The organism is Niveispirillum sp. FG148 (assembly GCF_057809655.1).
The window spans coordinates 18281-36796 of sequence record NZ_JBMDKJ010000044.1; the positions used below are offsets into that span (position 1 = coordinate 18281).

Genomic DNA, 18516 nt, shown 5'->3' on the forward strand with positions numbered 1-18516 from the left:
GCGTCACGTTCCATTGGCACCGGCGGTCCTGGTTCCGCCGGCGATACCGATCTTTGGTGCGAAAGACCCGGCCTCCATGCAGGCGCGCTGTGTGTGTTCTTCCAAACGGATAACTGATGTCAGGTCCTCGATCCCGGCTGCACGGCCCATGACCTCCTTGGTCTTGCGCAGGCCCAGCGGGGAGGTGGCCAGCAGATCGCCGATCAGCGTGCGCGCGGCCTCTTCCAGTTGTTCATCATCCACGACATCCGAAACCAGCCCCACGGCCAGCGCGCGATCGGCATGGATGAAGCGGCCCGTCATCATGAGTTCCGCGGCCACGGCCGTCCCGACCATGCGCGGCAGGAAATAGCTGGTTCCCAGTTCGCAGCCGGAAAGCCCAAGCTTGATGAAAGCCACATTCATCTTGGCGCTGCGGCCCGCGATGCGGATATCAGAGGCAAGGGCGAAGTTGAAACCGCCGCCGCAGGCCGCACCATGGACCAGCGATATGATGATCTGTGGACAGGACCGCATCGTCAGGATGATATCGGAGAGCGAGGGGGCAGGCCCGTCTTCGGTGGCACCTTTTGGCATGCCCTCGGTCGAACTGCTGTACCAGAGAAGGTCCAGCCCAGCACAGAATGCCCGTCCGGCGCCCCGCAGGACCACAATCCGGCGGGTATAATCGGACTGGACGTTCTGGAAATAATCCCAGAGCTCCCGCACCATGGTGCCATTCAGCGCATTAAGACGTTCCGGTCGATTGAGCGTCAACCAGTCGACGGCGCCATCCTGCACGACATTGATCGTCGTATAGTCGTTCATCTGATCCCTTGCTCTCATGGCCATCGGGCTTCCGTTGCCAGTAGTAGAGGGACGAACACGGCAGAAGAAATTCTTAACCGGCGGGAGGGATGCCCCGGGGGCATATCACAGAGGATCCCTATTCCCGGCAGGTCGGCAAAGTCGGGTGAAAGCCGGAGCTATTCCTGGCGTTCATGGGTCCCGCCCATTTGTCCAACCATGATGCGCGCGGCCCTCTGTTAGTGTCACGGGAAAGACGGGCAGAACCGTGATGCGGGCTTGAAGGCCGGTGCATCCCCAGGAGAGGAGCGTCGAGTTGCAGAACGATCAGGTGAAGATGGCACAGGGCGAGACCGTGCCCATGCCGATTGGGGAACTGCTTGCCTATCACGCCGGCAAGGACCCGTTGCGTCCGGCCGTGACCTATCATGACGTGACGATCACCTATGCCGAACTGGACAAAAGGTCGAACCGCAAGGCGCGCCAACTGGCGGCGCTGGGCGTCGGGGAAGGGGATCTGGTGACCCTGGCCATACCGAACAGCCCCGAATTCTATGAGACCGCCTTTGCGGTATGGAAACTGGGCGCGACCGTTGGCATCGTATCCTCCAAACTGCCGGCGGCGGAGCTGCGGGCCATTGCGGAACTGGGGCGGCCTCGCCTGATCATCGCCGAAGAAAGCGCCAGGGTTGAGGGATGGAACTTCCTGCCCGTCGGCTCGCATCCGGCGGACGATCTGTCTGCCGACCCGCTGCCGGTGAAGATCGCCCCGCGCTGGAAGGTTCATACCAGCGGTGGGTCGACCGGCCGGCCCAAGCTGATCGTGGACAGGCAGGCGGGTATGCATGATCCGGGCAAGCCCCCCGGTGGCCAGCGTCTTGGCGACACGATGCTCAATCCGGGTCCGCTCTATCATAACGCCCCTTTTGTCGGTGTCTTCCACTGCCTGTTCTCCGGCGGGCATGTCGTGGAAATGGGCAAGTTCGACCCGCTGCTGGCGCTGCAACTGATCGAGCGCTACCGTGTCAACTGGGTCAATTTTGTACCGACCATGATGAGCCGTATCTGGCGCTTGCCGGAAGAACAGCGCCTGGCCTTTGACATGTCTAGCCTTCGCACGGTGTTCCATATGGCGTCGGTCTGCCCGCAATGGCTGAAACAAGCCTGGATCGACTGGTTGGGTCCGGACAGGATCATCGAAGTCTATGGCGGTACCGAACTGATCGGCGGCACAGCCATCACTGGGCGGGAATGGCTGGCGCACAAGGGATCGGTCGGCAAGCCGGGACTTGGATCGCAGATGCGCATCCTGAATGAGCAGGGCGATGAATGCGCCCCCGGTGAAATCGGGGAGATTTATTTTCTGCCCGCGCGGGGGCGAAATTCGACCTACGAATATATCGGTGCCCAGGCCAAGGCGAAAGGCGACTGGGAAACCTATGGCGACCTTGGCTATGTCGACGCCGATGGCTATCTCTATATCGCCGACCGGCGCACCGACATGATCGTCTCGGGCGGTGCCAACATCTTCCCGGCGGAGGTCGAGGCAGCACTTGACCAGCATCCGGACGTTCAGTCCTCCATCGTGATCGGTCTGCCCGACGCGGATCTGGGCCAGCGCGCCCATGCCATCGTGCAGATGCGGGGCGAGGCGCGCACCCGGACCGACGAAGATGCATTGCGCGTCTTCCTGTCGGACAAGCTGGTCCGATACAAGATTCCGCGCACGTTTGAGTTCACGGACGAGAACCTGCGTGATGATGCTGGCAAGGCCCGCCGGTCGAAATTGCGGGACGACAGGCTGACGGCGGTATCATAATCTTGAAATTGCCACCCACTTGAAGTGCGCTCTGCATGGAGGTCTCCATTGTCGCTGGGCAGTCAGGTGTCATCCGTAGGTAGGAAGAGTGCATGACTGACCGACGCCTGCAATATGTCGTTTCTACCGCGCGATATGGATCGTTCACCGCGGCAGCGGAACGGGTGGGTGTCACCCAGTCGGCCATTACCAAAAGTGTGGCCGATCTTGAACAGCAACTGGGCTACGCAATCTTCAATCGAACGGCTCGCGGCGTCATCCTGACGGAGGAAGGGCGCAGTTTTGTTGAACGGGCATCGCGCGTTCTTGAAGAGACGGATGATCTGCTGCGCGGTGCCGCCGTGGGGTCGGATCATTATGCGGGCCTGCTTCGGATCGGTGTGTGTCCCCCATCGCTCGAATGGCTGTTGGTTGAGCCCTTGTCGACGCTGGTTTCCCGGCATCCCAGCATCCGGCTCAATATTGTCGGCGGAAATTACGACCGGATCGTGCAGCAACTGCGTGTGGGCACGATCGATGTCGCACTGGGGTATGAGGCCGCGTTCAAGGAACAACCCGACTTCCGGTGCGAACAGATGGCACCGATGCAGACGACATTCTTCGCCAGGAGGGGGCATCCAATCCTGGACTGTCCCGATGTGACAAAGGCAGAGATCGCCAAATATGATCTCATATCGCCCTCAGGCGCTTCGCCCTACAATTTCATCTGGCGCCAGATATATGAAGATTGCGGCGTCGACGTCCAGGAACGGCTGCATACAGTCGATTATTTTCCGATCGTGGCCCGCCTGATACGCAACACCAACGCCATCAGCGTCGCATCGATTCACTATACGCAGACCAGCATTTTCAAGAAGCACTTCGCGGTGGTGCCATTTACACTGCCGCCATCGGCGCTGTGCTGCGCCACGCGCCTCCGCTGGAGCCCCCGGCCCGCTGTGCGCGCCTTTATCAAGGCATGCCGTGAGCGGCTGCCATCGTCGGAAGTGGTCGACAGCATCTAAAGCAAGCTATCCGCATGCCCGGCGAAGGTATTCCATGTCAGCATACCTTCGGCTGGGAATGAATTTGATGCCCAGGCCGGATCGGCTGAACACTACCGTCAGGTCCTGCCAGACCGAACAGGTCATGGTCGATAATCCTGAACGAAATCGAATGCGAGCCGATGCCATCCAGGCTTCGGTCACGGTCACTGTGGCCGGATGACCCGTTTACAGTTGATGGTCAGGTGAGCCGGGCCGCTGAACGGGATGAGAGATCGCGGATGCAGACAGGCGCGCAATGCCCACGAGCAGGTGTACGCTGTTCAGCCTTTGACCATGACGGCGTGCGGATATAGGGAGCCGCACGGAACATCTGACAAGAAAAAGGTAAGCAGAATGCAGTTGCGGAATATGGAAGACGCATTGCCGTCAGCGTCGGTCGGGGGCGAAACAGTAACGGACGAAGGGCCGCCCCGCCGCGTGCCGCTCGGCCGCAAGGCAGGCTACGCGGCAGGCCAGTTGGTGGAACTGGTTGTCTCCAGCATGCTTAATATCTTCGTGCTGTTCTATGTGACGGTGGCCTGCGGACTTCCTGGCGGCCTGGCGGGCGTCGCCCTTGGTGCCGGCATCGTGATCGATGCGATCATGGACCCGTTCATCGGGTCGCTTTCCGATGGCTGGCGTTCCCGCTTCGGGCGACGGGTGCCCTTCATGGTGGTATCGTTGATACCGCTGGTCCTGACCTTCAACCTGACTTTCGCCTTGCCGGCATCGCTTGATCAAACGGCGCTGTTCCTGTGGCTGATGGCGCTTTCCATCACACTACGCATCTCCCTGTCGGTATTCCACCTGCCCTATCAGGCGCTGGGGGCTGAGCTCAGTGAGGACTATCATGAGCGTTCGTCGATTGCCGCTTGGCGCTGGGGTATCGGTATTCTGGGCACCGTCGCGGTGGTCGTCCTGGGTTACGGGGTGTTCCTGGACGGGCCGGGTGGGGTTGCAAATCGGGATGCCTATCTGCCGTTGACACTTACCTTGACCGTTTTGCTGCTGGCCGGGGCCGGTATTGCGATCTGGCAGGGTTTGGCCACACGGGCCGGGCAATTTGTGGCGGAGGCACCGACCGAGCGAATTCATGTCCGGTTGCTGGGCGAAATGCTGGAGATGGCCCGCAATCCGACCTTCCGCATCGTGTTCGCGGCTGCCCTTCTGTTCAACATCGGCGTTGGGGTGAACCAGACATTGGCGCTGCATGTTGCGACCTCCTTCTGGAACATGACGGCCGAACAGATGAAGATCGTGTTCGTTCCGGCCGTGCTCGGGCTGGCGCTGGGCGCCCCCATGGCGGGACCGCTGGCCAGGCGCTTTGAGAAGCGCACGATGCTGCTGATCGGCATGGTCGGCATGATCCTCTGCCACGCTATGCCGGCGACCTTGAAGCTGGTGGGACTGCTTCACCTGACAGGGCATGAGCTGATCCTGGTGCTGTCTCCCGTCGTGCTCTTGGGCAGTGCCATGATGGCCCTGTCGATCATCGGCTTCGTGGCGATCATCCCCGATGCGGCGGACGAGCATGAGCTGCTGTTCGGCACAAGGCGGGAAGGGCTCTATTTTGCCGGATGGGCGTTTGCGACCAAGGCGGCGACCGGCGCTGGCGTGTTGATTGCGGGCGTAGCCCTGCAGCTCATCGGCTTTCCCGAAAAACTTGCCGAGATGGATCCGGCCGTGGCGCTGCCTGCCCACACGCTTGCATGGCTGGGCATCATCGGCGGGCCGGGGGCGGGGTTGCTCTCGGTGGCGGGAGTGGCGCTGGTCCTGTTTTACCGGATCGACAAGAAGACCCATGCGAGGATCAGGGCCGATCTGACCGCCCGCAGGCGCGTCCGCTGACCCGTCGCTGAACGGCTTTCTCGATGAGGTATTACTTCATCTCATGCCTGGCGGTGCGTTGGAATTGGACGCTGGTGTATGAAAAGGGAAAGCTTCCGAAACAACCCGCCACGACAGCCTTGGAAGGCGCGTAGGCGCCGGCAAAGCAGGGAGAAATGAATATGGCCTCAGGAGGTCGCGACTATCAGCAACTGATTTACGAAGAACCCGCGCCCAAAGTGGCCCGCATCGTGATGAACCGGCCCAGCCGGCGCAATGCCCAGGGCATCACGATGACCTATGAACTGGACGATGCGCTGAAGCGCGCCTGCCATGACGACAAGATCAATGTGATCATCCTGGCGGCGACCGGCGACCACTGGAATTCCGGCCACGATATCAGCGGCGACGAGGCACGGATGCCGCCGCCGGAACAGATCGTGGGGCTTTGGGGTGATTATAGCGGCAAGGGGTGGCAGGGCTATTACGCCCGCGAGCGTGAAATCTATCTGGAGATTACGGAGCGCTGGCGCAATGCCCCGAAGCCGGTTATTGCCGAGATTCAGGGTTCCGTGATCTCCGGTGGCATCATTCTGACCTGGATGTGCGACCTGATCGTTTGTGCAGACGATGCCCGCTTCCGTGACGCGACCGCTGCCGAGATGGGCATCGCCGGCGTGGAATTCTGGCAACATCCCTTCGAGATGAGCGTCCGTCAGGCCAAGGAATGGCTGATGACGGGCGATTGGATGACGGCGCAGGAGGCAAAACAGCGGGGCATGGTCAACCATGTCGTACCCCGCGACCAGTTGGCGGCACGCGCCCTGCAACTGGCGGAGACGATCGCCGCCCGCAATCCCTTCACCATGCAACTGGTCAAGCAGGCGATGAATTTCGCCCAGGACCAGATGGGACGCAAGGCTTCGGTGGATTTCGGTTTCCACCTGCATCAGATCGGGCACATGCAGGCCATGCTGGCCAATGGTTTCCCCATTGATCTCGACAGCATGCCGCCGGCCATGCGCGCCAATATCGAGAAACTGATCGCGGCCCGCCAGACTACGGCCGGCTAATCTTCGGATTGGAACCCACATGACCGACATTGCAAATCGTACAGCCTTCATCACCGGCGGCGCCAATGGCATCGGCCTTGGCATCGCCCGGTCCCTGGCCCGTGCGGGAGCGAAGCTGGCGCTGGTCGACCTGGATGCCGATGGACTGGCCCGGGCGAAGGCCGAGTTGGATGGGGTTACGGAGGTCTTCACGGCGGTCCTGGATGTCCGCGACCGGATGGCCTATGCGAGTGTGGCGGCCGATGCCGAGGCACAACTGGGGCCCGTCTCAATCCTGGTGAATAATGCCGGTGTCGCTGGCGGGGCGCCTGCGCACAAGTTGAGCTATGACCTGTGGGACTGGGGCATGGGGATCAACCTGGACGGGGTGATCAATGGCATTCAGACCTTCCTGCCCGGTATCTCTGCCCGCGGTGGCGGTGGGCACATCGTCAATACGGCGTCGGGCGCGGGCCTGGTGGCACGGACGGGAGGCGTTCTTTACTGCACTGCCAAATTCGCCGTTGTGGGGATGAGCGAGGCGCTGGCCCTTGAACTTCCGTCACAGGGTATCGGCGTGACAGTCCTCTGCCCCGGTCCGGTTGCAACCGACATCGTGACGCGGACACAGGCGGCGCAGCCGGTGACGGCAAGGAGACCACTGTCGGCTGCACAGCAGGCAAGGATTGAGGAAACATCGAAATATTTGGCGAAGGGCACCTCACCCGACGCTGTCGGCGACATGGTGCGGGACGCGATCCGGGAAAACCGGCTCTATGTCCACACTGATCGCCTTGCCATGGAGATGATCATGGAGCGTAGCAAGGCACTGCTTGATGCCATGCCGCCGGCGGCATGAGCTGAACGGTGGCTTTGAAGATCGGGGGTGACAGCATCGCCGCTGATCCTGATTAACGACGAATACAAAGCGTGATCAGCACAGCCCGGTGTCCGGCGCTGTGTCGGGGAGATGTGTGCGCTCCCGTATAGCCATGATTTTCAGGTATGACCTGCCGGGATGGGGATTTGACTTGCCTCTCCGTGCAGACATGAAGGCAACAACAATGAAAGTCCGGGGAGGACGGTTACGATGAAGGCGAGAATAGTCAAAACACTCACGTCGCTGTTGGTGATTACAGGTGCCGCCGGCGCCTACGCACAGAATCCCGTCACGACACCAGCGGCGTCGCCGGCTGCCGGCGACAGTTTGCAGGAAATCAGCCTGGACTATATCGTGGTGACGGCGCAGCGCCGGTCTCAGCGGCTGGTGGATGTTCCGATCTCGATTACCACTGCCACGGCGGAGGATCTTGAGCGCGTGGGTCCCGCCTCGTTGGAGAATCTGACCAAGGCGGCACCGGGCGTCTATCTGCAGCGTAATGTCTATGGCCTGTCGCCGACGATCCGCGGCATCGGCTCGACGCTTGCCGCCTCGGGCGGCGAGCAGAACGTTTCCGTCTATGTGGATGAGATCTACTATCCCACACCGTCGGGCAATATCTTCGATCTGGCCAGCATCGCCGGTGTGGAGGTGCTGAAGGGGCCGCAAGGGACGCTGTTTGGGCGCAACGCCACTGGCGGCGCTGTCTTGCTGCGCACACTCGACCCCGGATCGACGGTGGAGGGCCGTTTCAACGCCTCTTACGAACGTTTCGATCAGGTGCGCACCAGCGCCTATCTGAATGTTCCGCTGGACGACAAGGTCGCCGTCAACGGTTCCGTGGCTTATCGTTACGCCAACGGCTATGTCCGCGACCTGAAGACGGACAAGATCACCAACCAGGGCGATAGTTTCACGGCGCGCGGCAAGCTGCTTGTGGAACCAACGGACGACCTGTCGGTCGTCTTTACGGTGGCCCATGCGGATTTCGACGATCCGTCGGGCAGCGATACCAAGAATATCCGACCGGCCCGGCTTGTCGCCGCCATGGGCGGGCCGATCGCTCAGGATCGTTACCATTCGTCCAACAATACCGAGCAGTACATCAAGACCGAAACCGACGAATATAGCGCCCGCGCCAGGCTTGATGTCTGGGGTGGCACGCTGTCGTCCTTCACGGCATTCCTCCGCAATGATCTGGCCGCCCGCAATGAGATCGATCTCAGCTATCTGAACCAGGATGTCGCGCTGAAGGTCGCGACCAAGACCTTCTCCCAGGAGGTGAATTTTGCATCGGCCGAGAACGAGCCCTTCACCTATGTCGCCGGTGTCTACTACTACCGAAGCCGGAGCAAGGTGCCGATCCTGACATCCACCGGTACGCCGCTGTCCAATTCCGCCGGCCGTTTGAATTCCATTGCCGGTTATGCGGACGGAACCTACAGGATCGGTGACTTCTCGATCATCGGCGGCATCCGCTACAGTGACGAGGATCGCGGAAATTCAAGTGCCATGGGTGTCCTGGCGCCGTCCCCATATACCCGCATACAGAAACAGACCGACCGGCAATGGACGCCGCGCGTGGGCGTCAGTTATGCGCTTACCGAGGGATCCAAAATCTACACGACCTACAGCAAGGGCTTCAAAAGCGGTGTGTTCGACGCGACGTCTGCCAACGGTCCCAGCGTTTCGCCGGAAAAGGTGGATGCGTTTGAGCTTGGCCTTAAATCGGCGACACGCGACATCTCCTTCAACGCCGCCGCCTTCTACTATGATTACAAAGACACGCAGGTGAATGCGACGATCTCCGGCCAGAACGGCGCAGTGTTCAACCAGCTGTTCAATGTGCCGAAGTCCCGCATCTATGGTGTGGAGGCCGATATCACGGCACATCTCAGCGAGGCCTTCGATCTGCGCACCGCCGTGGCCTATACCCATGCGCGCTATGTCGATTTCAAATCGGCACCGGGTTATGTGGATAATCCGAAGTTGCCGGCGACGGCGGGCGGCTTGCTCTACGCCAATGTCAGCCTGGATGTCAGTGGCAAGACCATGGTGCGGGCACCGGAATTCACGGCCAGTTCGACACTGACCTATTATGCGTCTTTGGACGCAAACAAGGAACTGACGGTGGCGCTGTCGCCCTATTACAGCAGCCGTGTCTACTTCACCTTCGATAACAGCCTCAGCCAGCCCGGCTATGTGGCGCTCGACGGGTCTGCGACCTTGACCTTGGACGGGAACATGACCTTTTCGGTCTATGGACGCAACCTCACCGACAGCAAGTACAAGATCAGCATGAGCCAGAATGCGCTGTCGCTGGAAGCCGTGCGCTATGTCCAGCCGCGGGTCTTCGGCGTGTCGTTCGGATACTCCTTCTGACACGGTGGGGCTGGCCCTCCGGCCCTGATTGCCGTTCGGGCAGCGATGACGGTTTCGTCATCGCTGCCCGAACCCGTTTACAGGGTCAGCGCCCTTTCCATTCTGGTGTCCGCTTCTCGGCGAAGGCGGCGGGGCCTTCGACATAGTCCTGCGAGTTCAGCATTGCCTTCATGGCAGGGTATTCCCATTGTCTGGCAATCCCCTCTGCCACGGTTGTGCCGCGACCGCGCAGGGTGGCTTCCTTGATGGCCCGAAGGGACAGGGGACCGCAGGCCAGCATGTCGCCGGCCCAGCGGCGGGCGGTGTCCAGAACGTCAGCTTCCGCCACCTCGTTCACGAAACCGAGTGCTGCGCCCTCTGCAGCGCCGATCCGGCGACCGGTCAGCATCAGCCCCATGGCGCGATGAAGCCCGATGCTGTGCGGCAGTCGTTGTATGCCGCCCGCCAGCGGGGCAAGGCCGACCCGGGGCTCGGGAAGTGCGAAGACGGCATGGGCCGCCGCCACGATCACGTCGCACGCCAGCGCGATTTCAAACCCACCCCCCATCGCGACGCCATTCACGGCGGCGATGACCGGTTTGGTGAGATCGAAGCGGGAGGTAAGGCCGGCGAAGCCCGTCGGCGGCAGTTGCAGCCCGCCACCGGCTGCCTGCTGTTTCAAGTCATGGCCGGCACAGAACGCCTTGGTGCCGGACCCTGTGATGATGGCAACCCATTGGTCGTCATCGGCGGCGAAGGCATCGAAGACCGCCTCCAGTTCCAGGTGGGCGTCGAGGTTCAGCGCATTGTGCGCCACGGGCCGGTTGAGGGTGATAATGGTGAGCCGCCCCTCGCGGCTCACATCGACATATTGATAGCTCATAGTCAGGTTTCCCGATCGGACAAGGGGGCAGCGTTATTTCGGCGCCATGCGGATGCAGCCATCCAGGCGGATGGTCTCGCCATTCAGCATCGGATTGTCGATGATCGCCGCTACCATGCGGGCAAACTCATCGGGGTGGCCCAGGCGGCTTGGGAATGGTGCCTGCTTGCCCAGGGATTCCTGTGCCTCTTGCGGCAGCGATGCCAGCAGCGGGGTCAGGAACAGGCCCGGTGCGACGGTGACCACGCGGATACCGTACCGCGCCAGTTCCCGCGCGATCGGCAGGGTCATGCCGACAACACCACCCTTGGAGGCTGCATAGGCGGCCTGGCCGATCTGGCCATCAAAGGCGGCGACGCTGGCCGTATTCACGATAACGCCCCGTTCCTCCGGGCCGATCATTTCCGCTTCATGGATGCGGGCGGCAAATTTTGACAGGACGTTGAAACTTCCGATCAGGTTGATGTTGATGATTTTTGAAAATGCGGCAAGGGGCAGGGCCTTGCCGTCGCGCCCGATCATTTTTGCCGGGGGGCCGATACCGGCGCAGTTCACGAGTATACGAGCCTTGCCATTCAGGCCCTCCGCTTCCTGAATTGCGGCTTCCACAGCATTTTCGTCCGTCACATCGACCGGGATGAAATGACCACCGATCTGCCGGGCGTGGGCCGCGCCAAGTTCGGCATTGAGGTCGAAGATGGTGACTTTCGCGCCGGCCTTGGCCAGAAGCGCCGCTGTGGCGCCGCCCAGTCCCGATGCGCCGCCGGTGACGATGGCGCCAACTCCATTGATGTCCATTACAATCTCTCTGTCGGTTGATCTGAAGGCCTGTGGCTTCATGAGGCGCAAGCGCGGGGAAGCGACGTTTTGCCCCCGCGATTATGCGATCTGGATGCATGGCACAGGTGAAGCCGCCGGCATTCCGCCTTGGGCCAATGTGAAGATTATAGGGGGTGGGGCAGGTTGAGGACCGACTAAGCGGCCGCAGCTATTCCCCCGGGGCATTGCCCGGCTCCCCTTTGCATTTGGTGTTCATGGGGTCGTACCCTAGCGTTGGAGCGAATTCATCCAGGCCAATTGCCTACAGGGATATGGGTGCAAAGGGTACAGCCCCGCGCCCATGGTCGTTCTGTTCAGGCGGCGAGAAGACATGAAGGCTAGGGAGACACTGAATGACCGACGTGCAGGGGCGGACTGCCTTTATCACCGGCGGCGGCAACGGGATCGGGTTGGGAATTGCGCGCAGCCTAGCGCGGGCCGGGGCCAAGCTGGCCCTGGTCGACCTGGATACCGATGCCCTGGCCCGCGCCAAGGCGGAACTGGAGCAGATTACCTCGGTGGAGACCTTCCGGCTTGATGTGCGTGACCGCGCCGCGTACGCCGCTGTTGCGGCAGAGGTCGAGCAGTCGCTGGGGCCGGTATCGCTGCTGTTCAATAACGCCGGTGTCGCCGGCGGCGCTCCTGCGGCGAAGCTGACCTATGATCTCTGGGATTGGGGGATCGGGATCAATCTGCATGGTGTCATCAACGGCATCCAGACATTCCTGCCGGGCATGGTTGCGCGGGGCCAGGGTGGCCACATCGTGAATACCGCATCTGGCGCCGGGCTGGCGGCGACTAGTTCCGGGGTGCTGTACAGCACCGCCAAGTTCGGGGTGGTGGGCATGTCAGAGGCGCTCAATGCCGAACTGGGGGCTGCCGGTATCGGTGTCACGGTGCTGTGCCCCGGTCCTGTCGCCACGGGGATCATCCAGCGGTCAGCCGGCACATCGCCCAAGGCGGGTCTGACCCTGACGGAGGAGCAGAAACGGGCGAGCGCGGAACGGATCGCCATCATGACGGAGGCCCTGAAGCAGGGTGTCGGCATCGATGACGTCGGCGAGATGGTACTCAAAGCCGTGCGCGAGAACAGCCTCTACATCCATACCGACCGTGTGATGGAAGCACCCATCAAGGCCCGGACCAAAGCCCTGCTGGATGCCATGCCCGCCCCGGTTGCCTGACCGGTTGCGCAACGATGGTCCCGGCCGGGAGGCACCGCCGGCCAGGTTGGGATATGACGTCAGGAGAGATCGGATGACTGATATACGGGGGCGCACGGCCTTCATCACCGGTGGCGCCAATGGCATCGGCCTTGGCATCGCCCGGACCTTCGCACGCGCCGGGGTCAGGTTGGCCTTGGCAGATCTGGATAGTGAGGGTCTTGCCCGTGCCAAGGCGGAGTTGCAGGAGATAACCCAGGTCGAGACCTATCGGTTGGATGTCCGCGACCGCGATGCCTATGCTGCCACGGCGGATGCGGCCGAAGCAGCACTTGGCCCTGTGTCCCTGCTGTTCAACAATGCCGGCGTCATCGTTGCGGAAACACCGGGGAAGCTTACCTACGACCTGTGGGATTTCGCCATCGGCATCAATCTTCATGGTGTCATCAACGGCATCCAGACGTTCGTGCCCAGGATGCTGCGGAATGGCCAGGGTGGTCACATTGTGAACACCTCTTCCGGTGCGGGTCTGGTGGCGACCGGGTCGGGCGTCCTTTACTGCACGGCCAAGTTTGCCGTGGTTGGAATGTCTGAATCGCTCAATCTGGAACTGGCGCCGGCAGGAATTGGTGTCAGCGTTCTGTGCCCCGGCCCCGTTGCGACCAATGTGATCCATCGCTCGCAGGAAGGCGCACCCAAGGGGGCGGAGCCCTTGTCGGAGGCCCAGGAAAAACGGCGGGCGGAACGACGGGAACTGTTGAACCAGGCGCTGCAGCAGGGGACCGGTATTGACGAGGTCGGTCGGATGGTCTTGACCGCGGTGGAACAGAACAAGCTGCACATCCACACTGATCGCGTCATGGAAGAGCCCATCAAGGTCCGCACCCGGGCGCTGCTCGACGCGCTGCCTGGATAAGGACGCCATTCAGCCGGCTTTTACCAGCCTACCCGACCATCGGAACGGAAATGGAAAACATGTCCTTCAAGTCCATGTCGTCGATAATCCAGGACCATGCCAAGCGGAGGGGGGAGGCGCCCGCCGTTACCTATCCCGACGGTTCGCTGACCTGGCAGGAACTTGATCGGCGCTCGAACCGTCGGGCCCGGCTGCTGGCATCGCTGGGCGTCCGGCACAATGATCGGGTGGTTGTCATGCTGCCCAACGGTGCGGAGTTCCATGAGGCGGTGGCCGGTGTCTGGAAAGCCGGTGCAACGCCGTGCCTGATGCCATCCAAGCTGCCCGACCGTGAAGCCGGCGAGATGATTGCGTTGGCCTCCCCCGCCGCTGTCATCGGTGACGCCAATTTCACCTACGCCGGTCCCAGGATACCAGCCGGCTGCGCCTTGGAAGCTTTCAGCGATGCGCCTGTGCCCGACGTCGGCGCTGATAGTTGGAAGGCCATCGCCAGTGGCGGTTCCAGCGGGCGTCCGAAGATCGTCGTCGATACGATGCCGGCCTTCATCAACACTGCCGCTCCACCCTATGCGCCGCTCGGTATGACCGAGGACACGGTGGTACTCAACCCCGGCCCGCTCTACCACAACATGCCGTTCCTGTTCACCTCTCTGGCCCTGCTGGCAGGTGCGCATGTCGTCGGCATGACCCGTTTCAATCCCGAGGAGTTCCTGCGTCTGGTGCAGGTCCACAAGGCCGGTTTCGTCGCCATGGTGCCGACGATGATGCAGCGCATCTGTGCGTTGCCGGACAATGTTCGCGCATCCTATGACATGTCCTCGCTGAAAAGCGTCTGGCACATGTCGGCGCCGTGCCCGCCCTGGGTCAAGCGCGCCTGGATCGACTGGCTGGGCCCGGATCGGATTTTCGAGGCCTATGGTGGCACCGAAGGCAGCGGCACCGCCATCACTGGTCGGGACTGGCTGCGCAAACCGGGGTCGGTGGGCAAGGTGGCGCCCGGGACGGTCCGCATCCTGCGCGAAGATGGCAGCGAGGCGGATGTCGGCGAGGTCGGCGAGGTTCATTTCCCTGCGGCGGGTGCCGCCCGGTTCCGCTATATCGGCGCGGAACAGAGCCGGGACGCGTCCGGCGGGTTCTGGATCGGCGACCTTGGTCATGTCGATGCGGATGGTTACCTGTTCCTGGCGGATCGCCGGTCGGACCTGATCATCCGTGGCGGGGCCAATGTCTATCCGGCCGAAATCGAAGCGGCGCTGGACGAACATCCGCTCATCGCATCCTCGGCTGTGATCGGCTTGCCCGACGATGATCTGGGCCAACGCGTCCATGCCATCATCCAGTTGCGCGAAGGAAGGCAGTTCGACATTGCGGCCGTTGACGCCCACATTGAGGAGAGACTGGCGAAATATAAATGGCCGGCAAGCTATGAGTTGAGCGCGACGCCCCTACGGGATGACGCCGGCAAGGTCCGGCGGACGGCGCTGAAGGCCGAGCGCGAGGCATGGCTGGAGGCAGGGCAGGAGTTCGAAATCAGGCGGCATTGACGTCCGACAGGGGATCGCGGCGGGAGATCGGGCATGAATTTCGACTTTTCAGATGACCAGAAATACCTGAAGCGGGAGGCACGCCGGTTTCTTCAGGCGCGCTGTCCGGTGGCGGTGACGCGTGGGGTACTTGATGATGACGGCCGGTCCTTTGATCTTGATCTTTGGACGGCGGTTGTTGCGATGGGGTGGACCGGTACCGCCATTCCGGAAAAATGGGGCGGTGCCGGCTTCAGCCATGTCGAACTTTGTGCCCTTGCCGAGGAATTGGGCCGTGTCATCGCCCCCATCCCCTTCGCCTCCACGGTTTATATCTTTGCCGAAGCCATCCTGGCCTTCGGCAGCGATGCGCAGCGGGGCGCGCTGTTGCCCGGTATCGCCGCTGGCCGTGTGATGGGCTGCCTTGCTGCCGCCGAGCATCCGGGGGTGCAGGTTGCAGCGTCCAAGGGAGTTCGTGTCACCGCCGGCAAACTGATCGGCACTAAGGTTCCCGTCACCGATGGCGACATCGCGACCCATGCGATCGTGGCGGCGCAGGATGCGGCAGGACCAGGCCTTTTCATCGTCGATCTGGCGGATGATGGCGTGGCGCGGACATGGGTACGGACGCTGGACCCCACCCGTAGCGCCGCACAGCTCACGTTTGACAATGTGCCGTGTGAACGGCTGGGCGCGGAGGGGGCGGGGGCGGGGGCGCTTTCTGTTATTCTTGACCGGGCGGCCGTGCTGTTCGCGTTCGAGCAGGTCGGCGGGGCGGATCGCTGCCTGGAGGCTGCTACGGAGTATGCCAGGGAACGCCATGCCTTCGGGCGGGTGATCGGCAGTTATCAGGCGATCAAGCACAAGCTGGCGGATATCTACATCAGGAACGAACTGGCCCGTTCCAACGCCTACTATGGAGCCTGGGCGTTGAATTCCGGTGCCACGGAACTGCCCCAAGCCGCAGCGGCAGCCCGGATTGCCGCCAGTCAGGCCTATGATTTCGCGGCCAGGGAGAACCTGCATATCCATGGCGGGACCGGGTTCACCTGGGAGGCTGACTGTCACCTGCATCTGCGCCGTGCCCGCCAACTGGCGCTGGCACTGGGCGGGCCGCCCTTCTGGCGCGAACGGCTGGTGTGCGCGCTTGAACGGCGCGCCGTCGCCTGACCGGGGGAAAAAGGGATGGATTTTCACGACAGCCCGGAAGAGGGCGCATATCGCAGCCAAGTCCGCGAATGGCTGGCGGCCAATGCCCCGATATCGCGCATCATCGTCCCGCACGGGCAAGAAGACGCCCGGTCGATTGCGGCAGACAAGGACTGGCAGGCCCGCAAGGCCGATGCCGGCTATGCCTGCATCCATTGGCCCGCGCAATGGGGCGGCCCCGGGGCAACATTGATGCAGAGCATCATCTTCGGCGAGGAGGAAATGAAGCTCGGCCTGGGCTCGGCCATATTTGGTGTGGGTCTCGGCATGTGCCTGCCGACGATCATGACCGCCGGCAACGAAGCAGACAAACAGCGGTTCGTGCGCCCCGCGATAAGGGGAGAGGAAATCTGGTGCCAACTCTTTTCTGAACCATCGGCGGGTTCCGACGTGGCGGCCAGCCGGACGCGCGCGGTTCCAGCTGCGGATGGGACGGGCGACTGGATCGTCAATGGTCAGAAGGTCTGGACATCGGGCGCCCATTTCGCCGATTTCGGTCTGCTGCTGACCCGCACCGACAGCCATGTTCCCAAGCACAAGGGGCTGACGATGTTCTGGGTCGACATGAAGTCGCCGGGGATCGAGATACGCCCCCTGCATCAGGCGGACGGGGGCCGGGGCTTCAACGAGGTTTATTTCGTTGATGTGCGGGTCAAAGATAGCCAGCGGGTAGGAGAGGTTGGCAAGGGCTGGGATGTCGCCCTGGTGACCTTGATGAATGAACGCCTGTCGGTTGGTGGGGGTGCGAGCCCGAACTGGGCGGCCTTGATGGCGCTGGCCAGCCGGTTACCCGGCGTGGAGGGCCATGGTTCGGCCCTGCGCGATGGCGGCTTCCGTCGGGTGCTGGCCGATTGGTATGTGGCCGCCGAAGGGCTGAGGCTGACGAGGCTGCGCAGCCAGACAGCCCTGAGCCGTGGCGCTACGCCGGGGCCGGAAGCTTCCATCGGCAAGATCGTTTCCGCCCGCCAGATGCAGGACCTGGCGACGGAGGCACTGGACCTGCTGGATGCCCATGGCATCGTGGCGGATGACGATATGACGGCGCCCGCCGGTGGTTTCCAGCGCAATTTCTTTTGGGGTGCCGCCATGCGGATCGCGGGCGGTACCGATGAGATCTTGAAGAATATCATCGCCGAACGCGTGCTCGGTCTGCCGCCGGACATTCGTGTCGATCGCGATATCCCGTTCAAGGATTTGCCGGTTGGAGTATGAAATGCCGGATGATGACGCCAATCCAGTCCAACTGGAGTACCGGGGTGCGGTGGCCTTCATCACGCTCAACCGTCCGGATGTCGGCAATGCCTTCAATGTGCCGCTGGCGCGGGGTCTGCTGGCTGCGGTGAAATCCGTGGAGCGGGATGCCGCGGTCCGCTGCGTAGTTGTCCGTGCCAATGGTCGGATGTTCTGTGCCGGCGGTGATGTCAAGGCCCTGCATGCGGCCGGCGACGCGCTGCCCGCACTGCTTCGGGAAATCCTGTCCTATCTGCATCCGGCGATTGCCGGTCTTGCCATGATGGAGAAGCCGGTGATCACCGCCATCCAGGGGCCGGCGGCGGGGGCGGGTATCGGACTGGCGGCAGTTGGCGATATCGCGCTTGCGGAACCCGAGGCCCATTTCACCATGGCCTATTCGCGGATCGGGTTGACGCCCGACGGCGGGGCGACATGGCTGCTGCCAAGGCTGATCGGACTGCGCCGCACCCAGGAACTGACCCTGACAAATCGCCGGGTCTCGGCGCAGGATGCCGTGGCCATGGGGTTGATCACCCGGGTTGTCGCCAGTGGCGGCCTTGCGCATGAAGTGTCGGCATTGGCAGACGAACTGGCCGATGGCGCAACGGGGGCGCTCGGCAGGTCCAAGCGATTGCTTCTGACGGGTGCCAATACCGGTCTGGAAATGCAGCTTGATGCAGAATGTGAACAGATCGCTGAACAAGCTGCGACCTCGGAACGCGCCGTTGGGTTGGCGGCCTTTGCAGAGCGTCGGAAGCCGGATTTTCAGTGAGCAGACACATAAAAGGACAGCGCTGTCTAGTCTTCGGGGCGCATGTGTCGACCGACATGTCCAACTTGTTCCCATGGTAAAAAGAACCGGCTTTTCAAACCGAATAGGGTCCGGCTTGTGGGACGCGTATGCAGGACCGGCTCAGCGACGGTTGGATAGGGATGTGATCTGATCGGGGTCATTCGATTCATTCGATCACGTCCCCGTGCGTGGTGTAGGAGCGGCGGGATCATCGCGCTCTCCGGCTT

Annotated in this window: 15 protein-coding genes; 12 read left to right on the plus strand and 3 right to left on the minus strand. The window is 62.1% G+C overall.

Annotated features, from left to right (window positions below; genetic code table 11):
- Positions 1-3: 3 nt before the first annotated feature.
- Entirely contained in the window at positions 4-780 is a 777-nt protein-coding gene (locus tag ACODTW_RS26600) for an enoyl-CoA hydratase/isomerase family protein (protein ID WP_488949168.1), read from the minus strand.
- Between the two features lie 322 nt (positions 781-1102).
- On the opposite strand from ACODTW_RS26600, the gene ACODTW_RS26605 reads away from it, so the two are divergent.
- The 6 genes from ACODTW_RS26605 to ACODTW_RS26630 all read left to right on the plus strand — a co-directional run bounded on the left by ACODTW_RS26605 (position 1103) and on the right by ACODTW_RS26630 (position 9771).
- A complete protein-coding gene (locus ACODTW_RS26605; RefSeq protein WP_488949169.1) occupies positions 1103-2605 on the plus strand; it encodes an AMP-binding protein in 1503 nt (500 codons plus the stop codon).
- Positions 2606-2697: 92 nt separating this feature from the next.
- On the plus strand, positions 2698-3609 hold the full coding sequence (locus ACODTW_RS26610; RefSeq protein ID WP_488949170.1) for a LysR family transcriptional regulator: 912 nt from the start codon (positions 2698-2700) through the stop codon (positions 3607-3609).
- A 315-nt stretch (positions 3610-3924) separates the two neighbouring features.
- Entirely contained in the window at positions 3925-5478 is a 1554-nt protein-coding gene (locus ACODTW_RS26615; protein WP_488949182.1) for an MFS transporter, read from the plus strand.
- Positions 5479-5639: 161 nt separating this feature from the next.
- Positions 5640-6530 (plus strand): enoyl-CoA hydratase, encoded by an 891-nt coding sequence (locus ACODTW_RS26620; RefSeq protein ID WP_488949171.1) that lies wholly within the window; start codon positions 5640-5642, stop codon positions 6528-6530.
- Positions 6531-6549: 19 nt separating this feature from the next.
- Positions 6550-7368, plus strand: coding sequence for an SDR family oxidoreductase (locus ACODTW_RS26625; protein ID WP_488949172.1), 819 nt, complete (start codon positions 6550-6552; stop codon positions 7366-7368).
- 231 nt (positions 7369-7599) lie between these two features.
- Positions 7600-9771, plus strand: coding sequence for a TonB-dependent receptor (locus tag ACODTW_RS26630; protein ID WP_488949173.1), 2172 nt, complete (start codon positions 7600-7602; stop codon positions 9769-9771).
- Positions 9772-9856: 85 nt separating this feature from the next.
- Here ACODTW_RS26630 and ACODTW_RS26635 read toward each other — a convergent pair whose 3' ends face one another.
- Positions 9857-10633 carry an enoyl-CoA hydratase-related protein gene (locus ACODTW_RS26635; protein ID WP_488949174.1) on the minus strand — a complete coding sequence of 259 codons (777 nt, stop codon included), beginning with the start codon at positions 10631-10633 and terminating at the stop codon, positions 9857-9859.
- A gap of 33 nt (positions 10634-10666) precedes the next feature.
- Positions 10667-11431 (minus strand): SDR family NAD(P)-dependent oxidoreductase, encoded by a 765-nt coding sequence (locus ACODTW_RS26640; protein WP_488949175.1) that lies wholly within the window; start codon positions 11429-11431, stop codon positions 10667-10669.
- A 374-nt stretch (positions 11432-11805) separates the two neighbouring features.
- Between ACODTW_RS26640 and ACODTW_RS26645 the strand changes: the two genes are divergently transcribed.
- From ACODTW_RS26645 to ACODTW_RS26670, 6 genes are all read left to right on the plus strand, one after another.
- Entirely contained in the window at positions 11806-12636 is an 831-nt protein-coding gene (locus ACODTW_RS26645) for an SDR family oxidoreductase (RefSeq protein WP_488949176.1), read from the plus strand.
- Positions 12637-12709: 73 nt separating this feature from the next.
- Positions 12710-13531, plus strand: coding sequence for an SDR family oxidoreductase (locus ACODTW_RS26650; RefSeq protein ID WP_488949177.1), 822 nt, complete (start codon positions 12710-12712; stop codon positions 13529-13531).
- A gap of 59 nt (positions 13532-13590) precedes the next feature.
- Positions 13591-15075 carry an AMP-binding protein gene (locus tag ACODTW_RS26655; protein ID WP_488949178.1) on the plus strand — a complete coding sequence of 495 codons (1485 nt, stop codon included), beginning with the start codon at positions 13591-13593 and terminating at the stop codon, positions 15073-15075.
- 33 nt (positions 15076-15108) lie between these two features.
- Positions 15109-16224 (plus strand): acyl-CoA dehydrogenase family protein, encoded by a 1116-nt coding sequence (locus tag ACODTW_RS26660; RefSeq protein ID WP_488949179.1) that lies wholly within the window; start codon positions 15109-15111, stop codon positions 16222-16224.
- A gap of 15 nt (positions 16225-16239) precedes the next feature.
- On the plus strand, positions 16240-17475 hold the full coding sequence (locus ACODTW_RS26665; protein WP_488949180.1) for an acyl-CoA dehydrogenase family protein: 1236 nt from the start codon (positions 16240-16242) through the stop codon (positions 17473-17475).
- 1 nt (position 17476) lies between these two features.
- On the plus strand, positions 17477-18268 hold the full coding sequence (locus ACODTW_RS26670; RefSeq protein ID WP_488949181.1) for an enoyl-CoA hydratase/isomerase family protein: 792 nt from the start codon (positions 17477-17479) through the stop codon (positions 18266-18268).
- Positions 18269-18516: the final 248 nt, after the last annotated feature.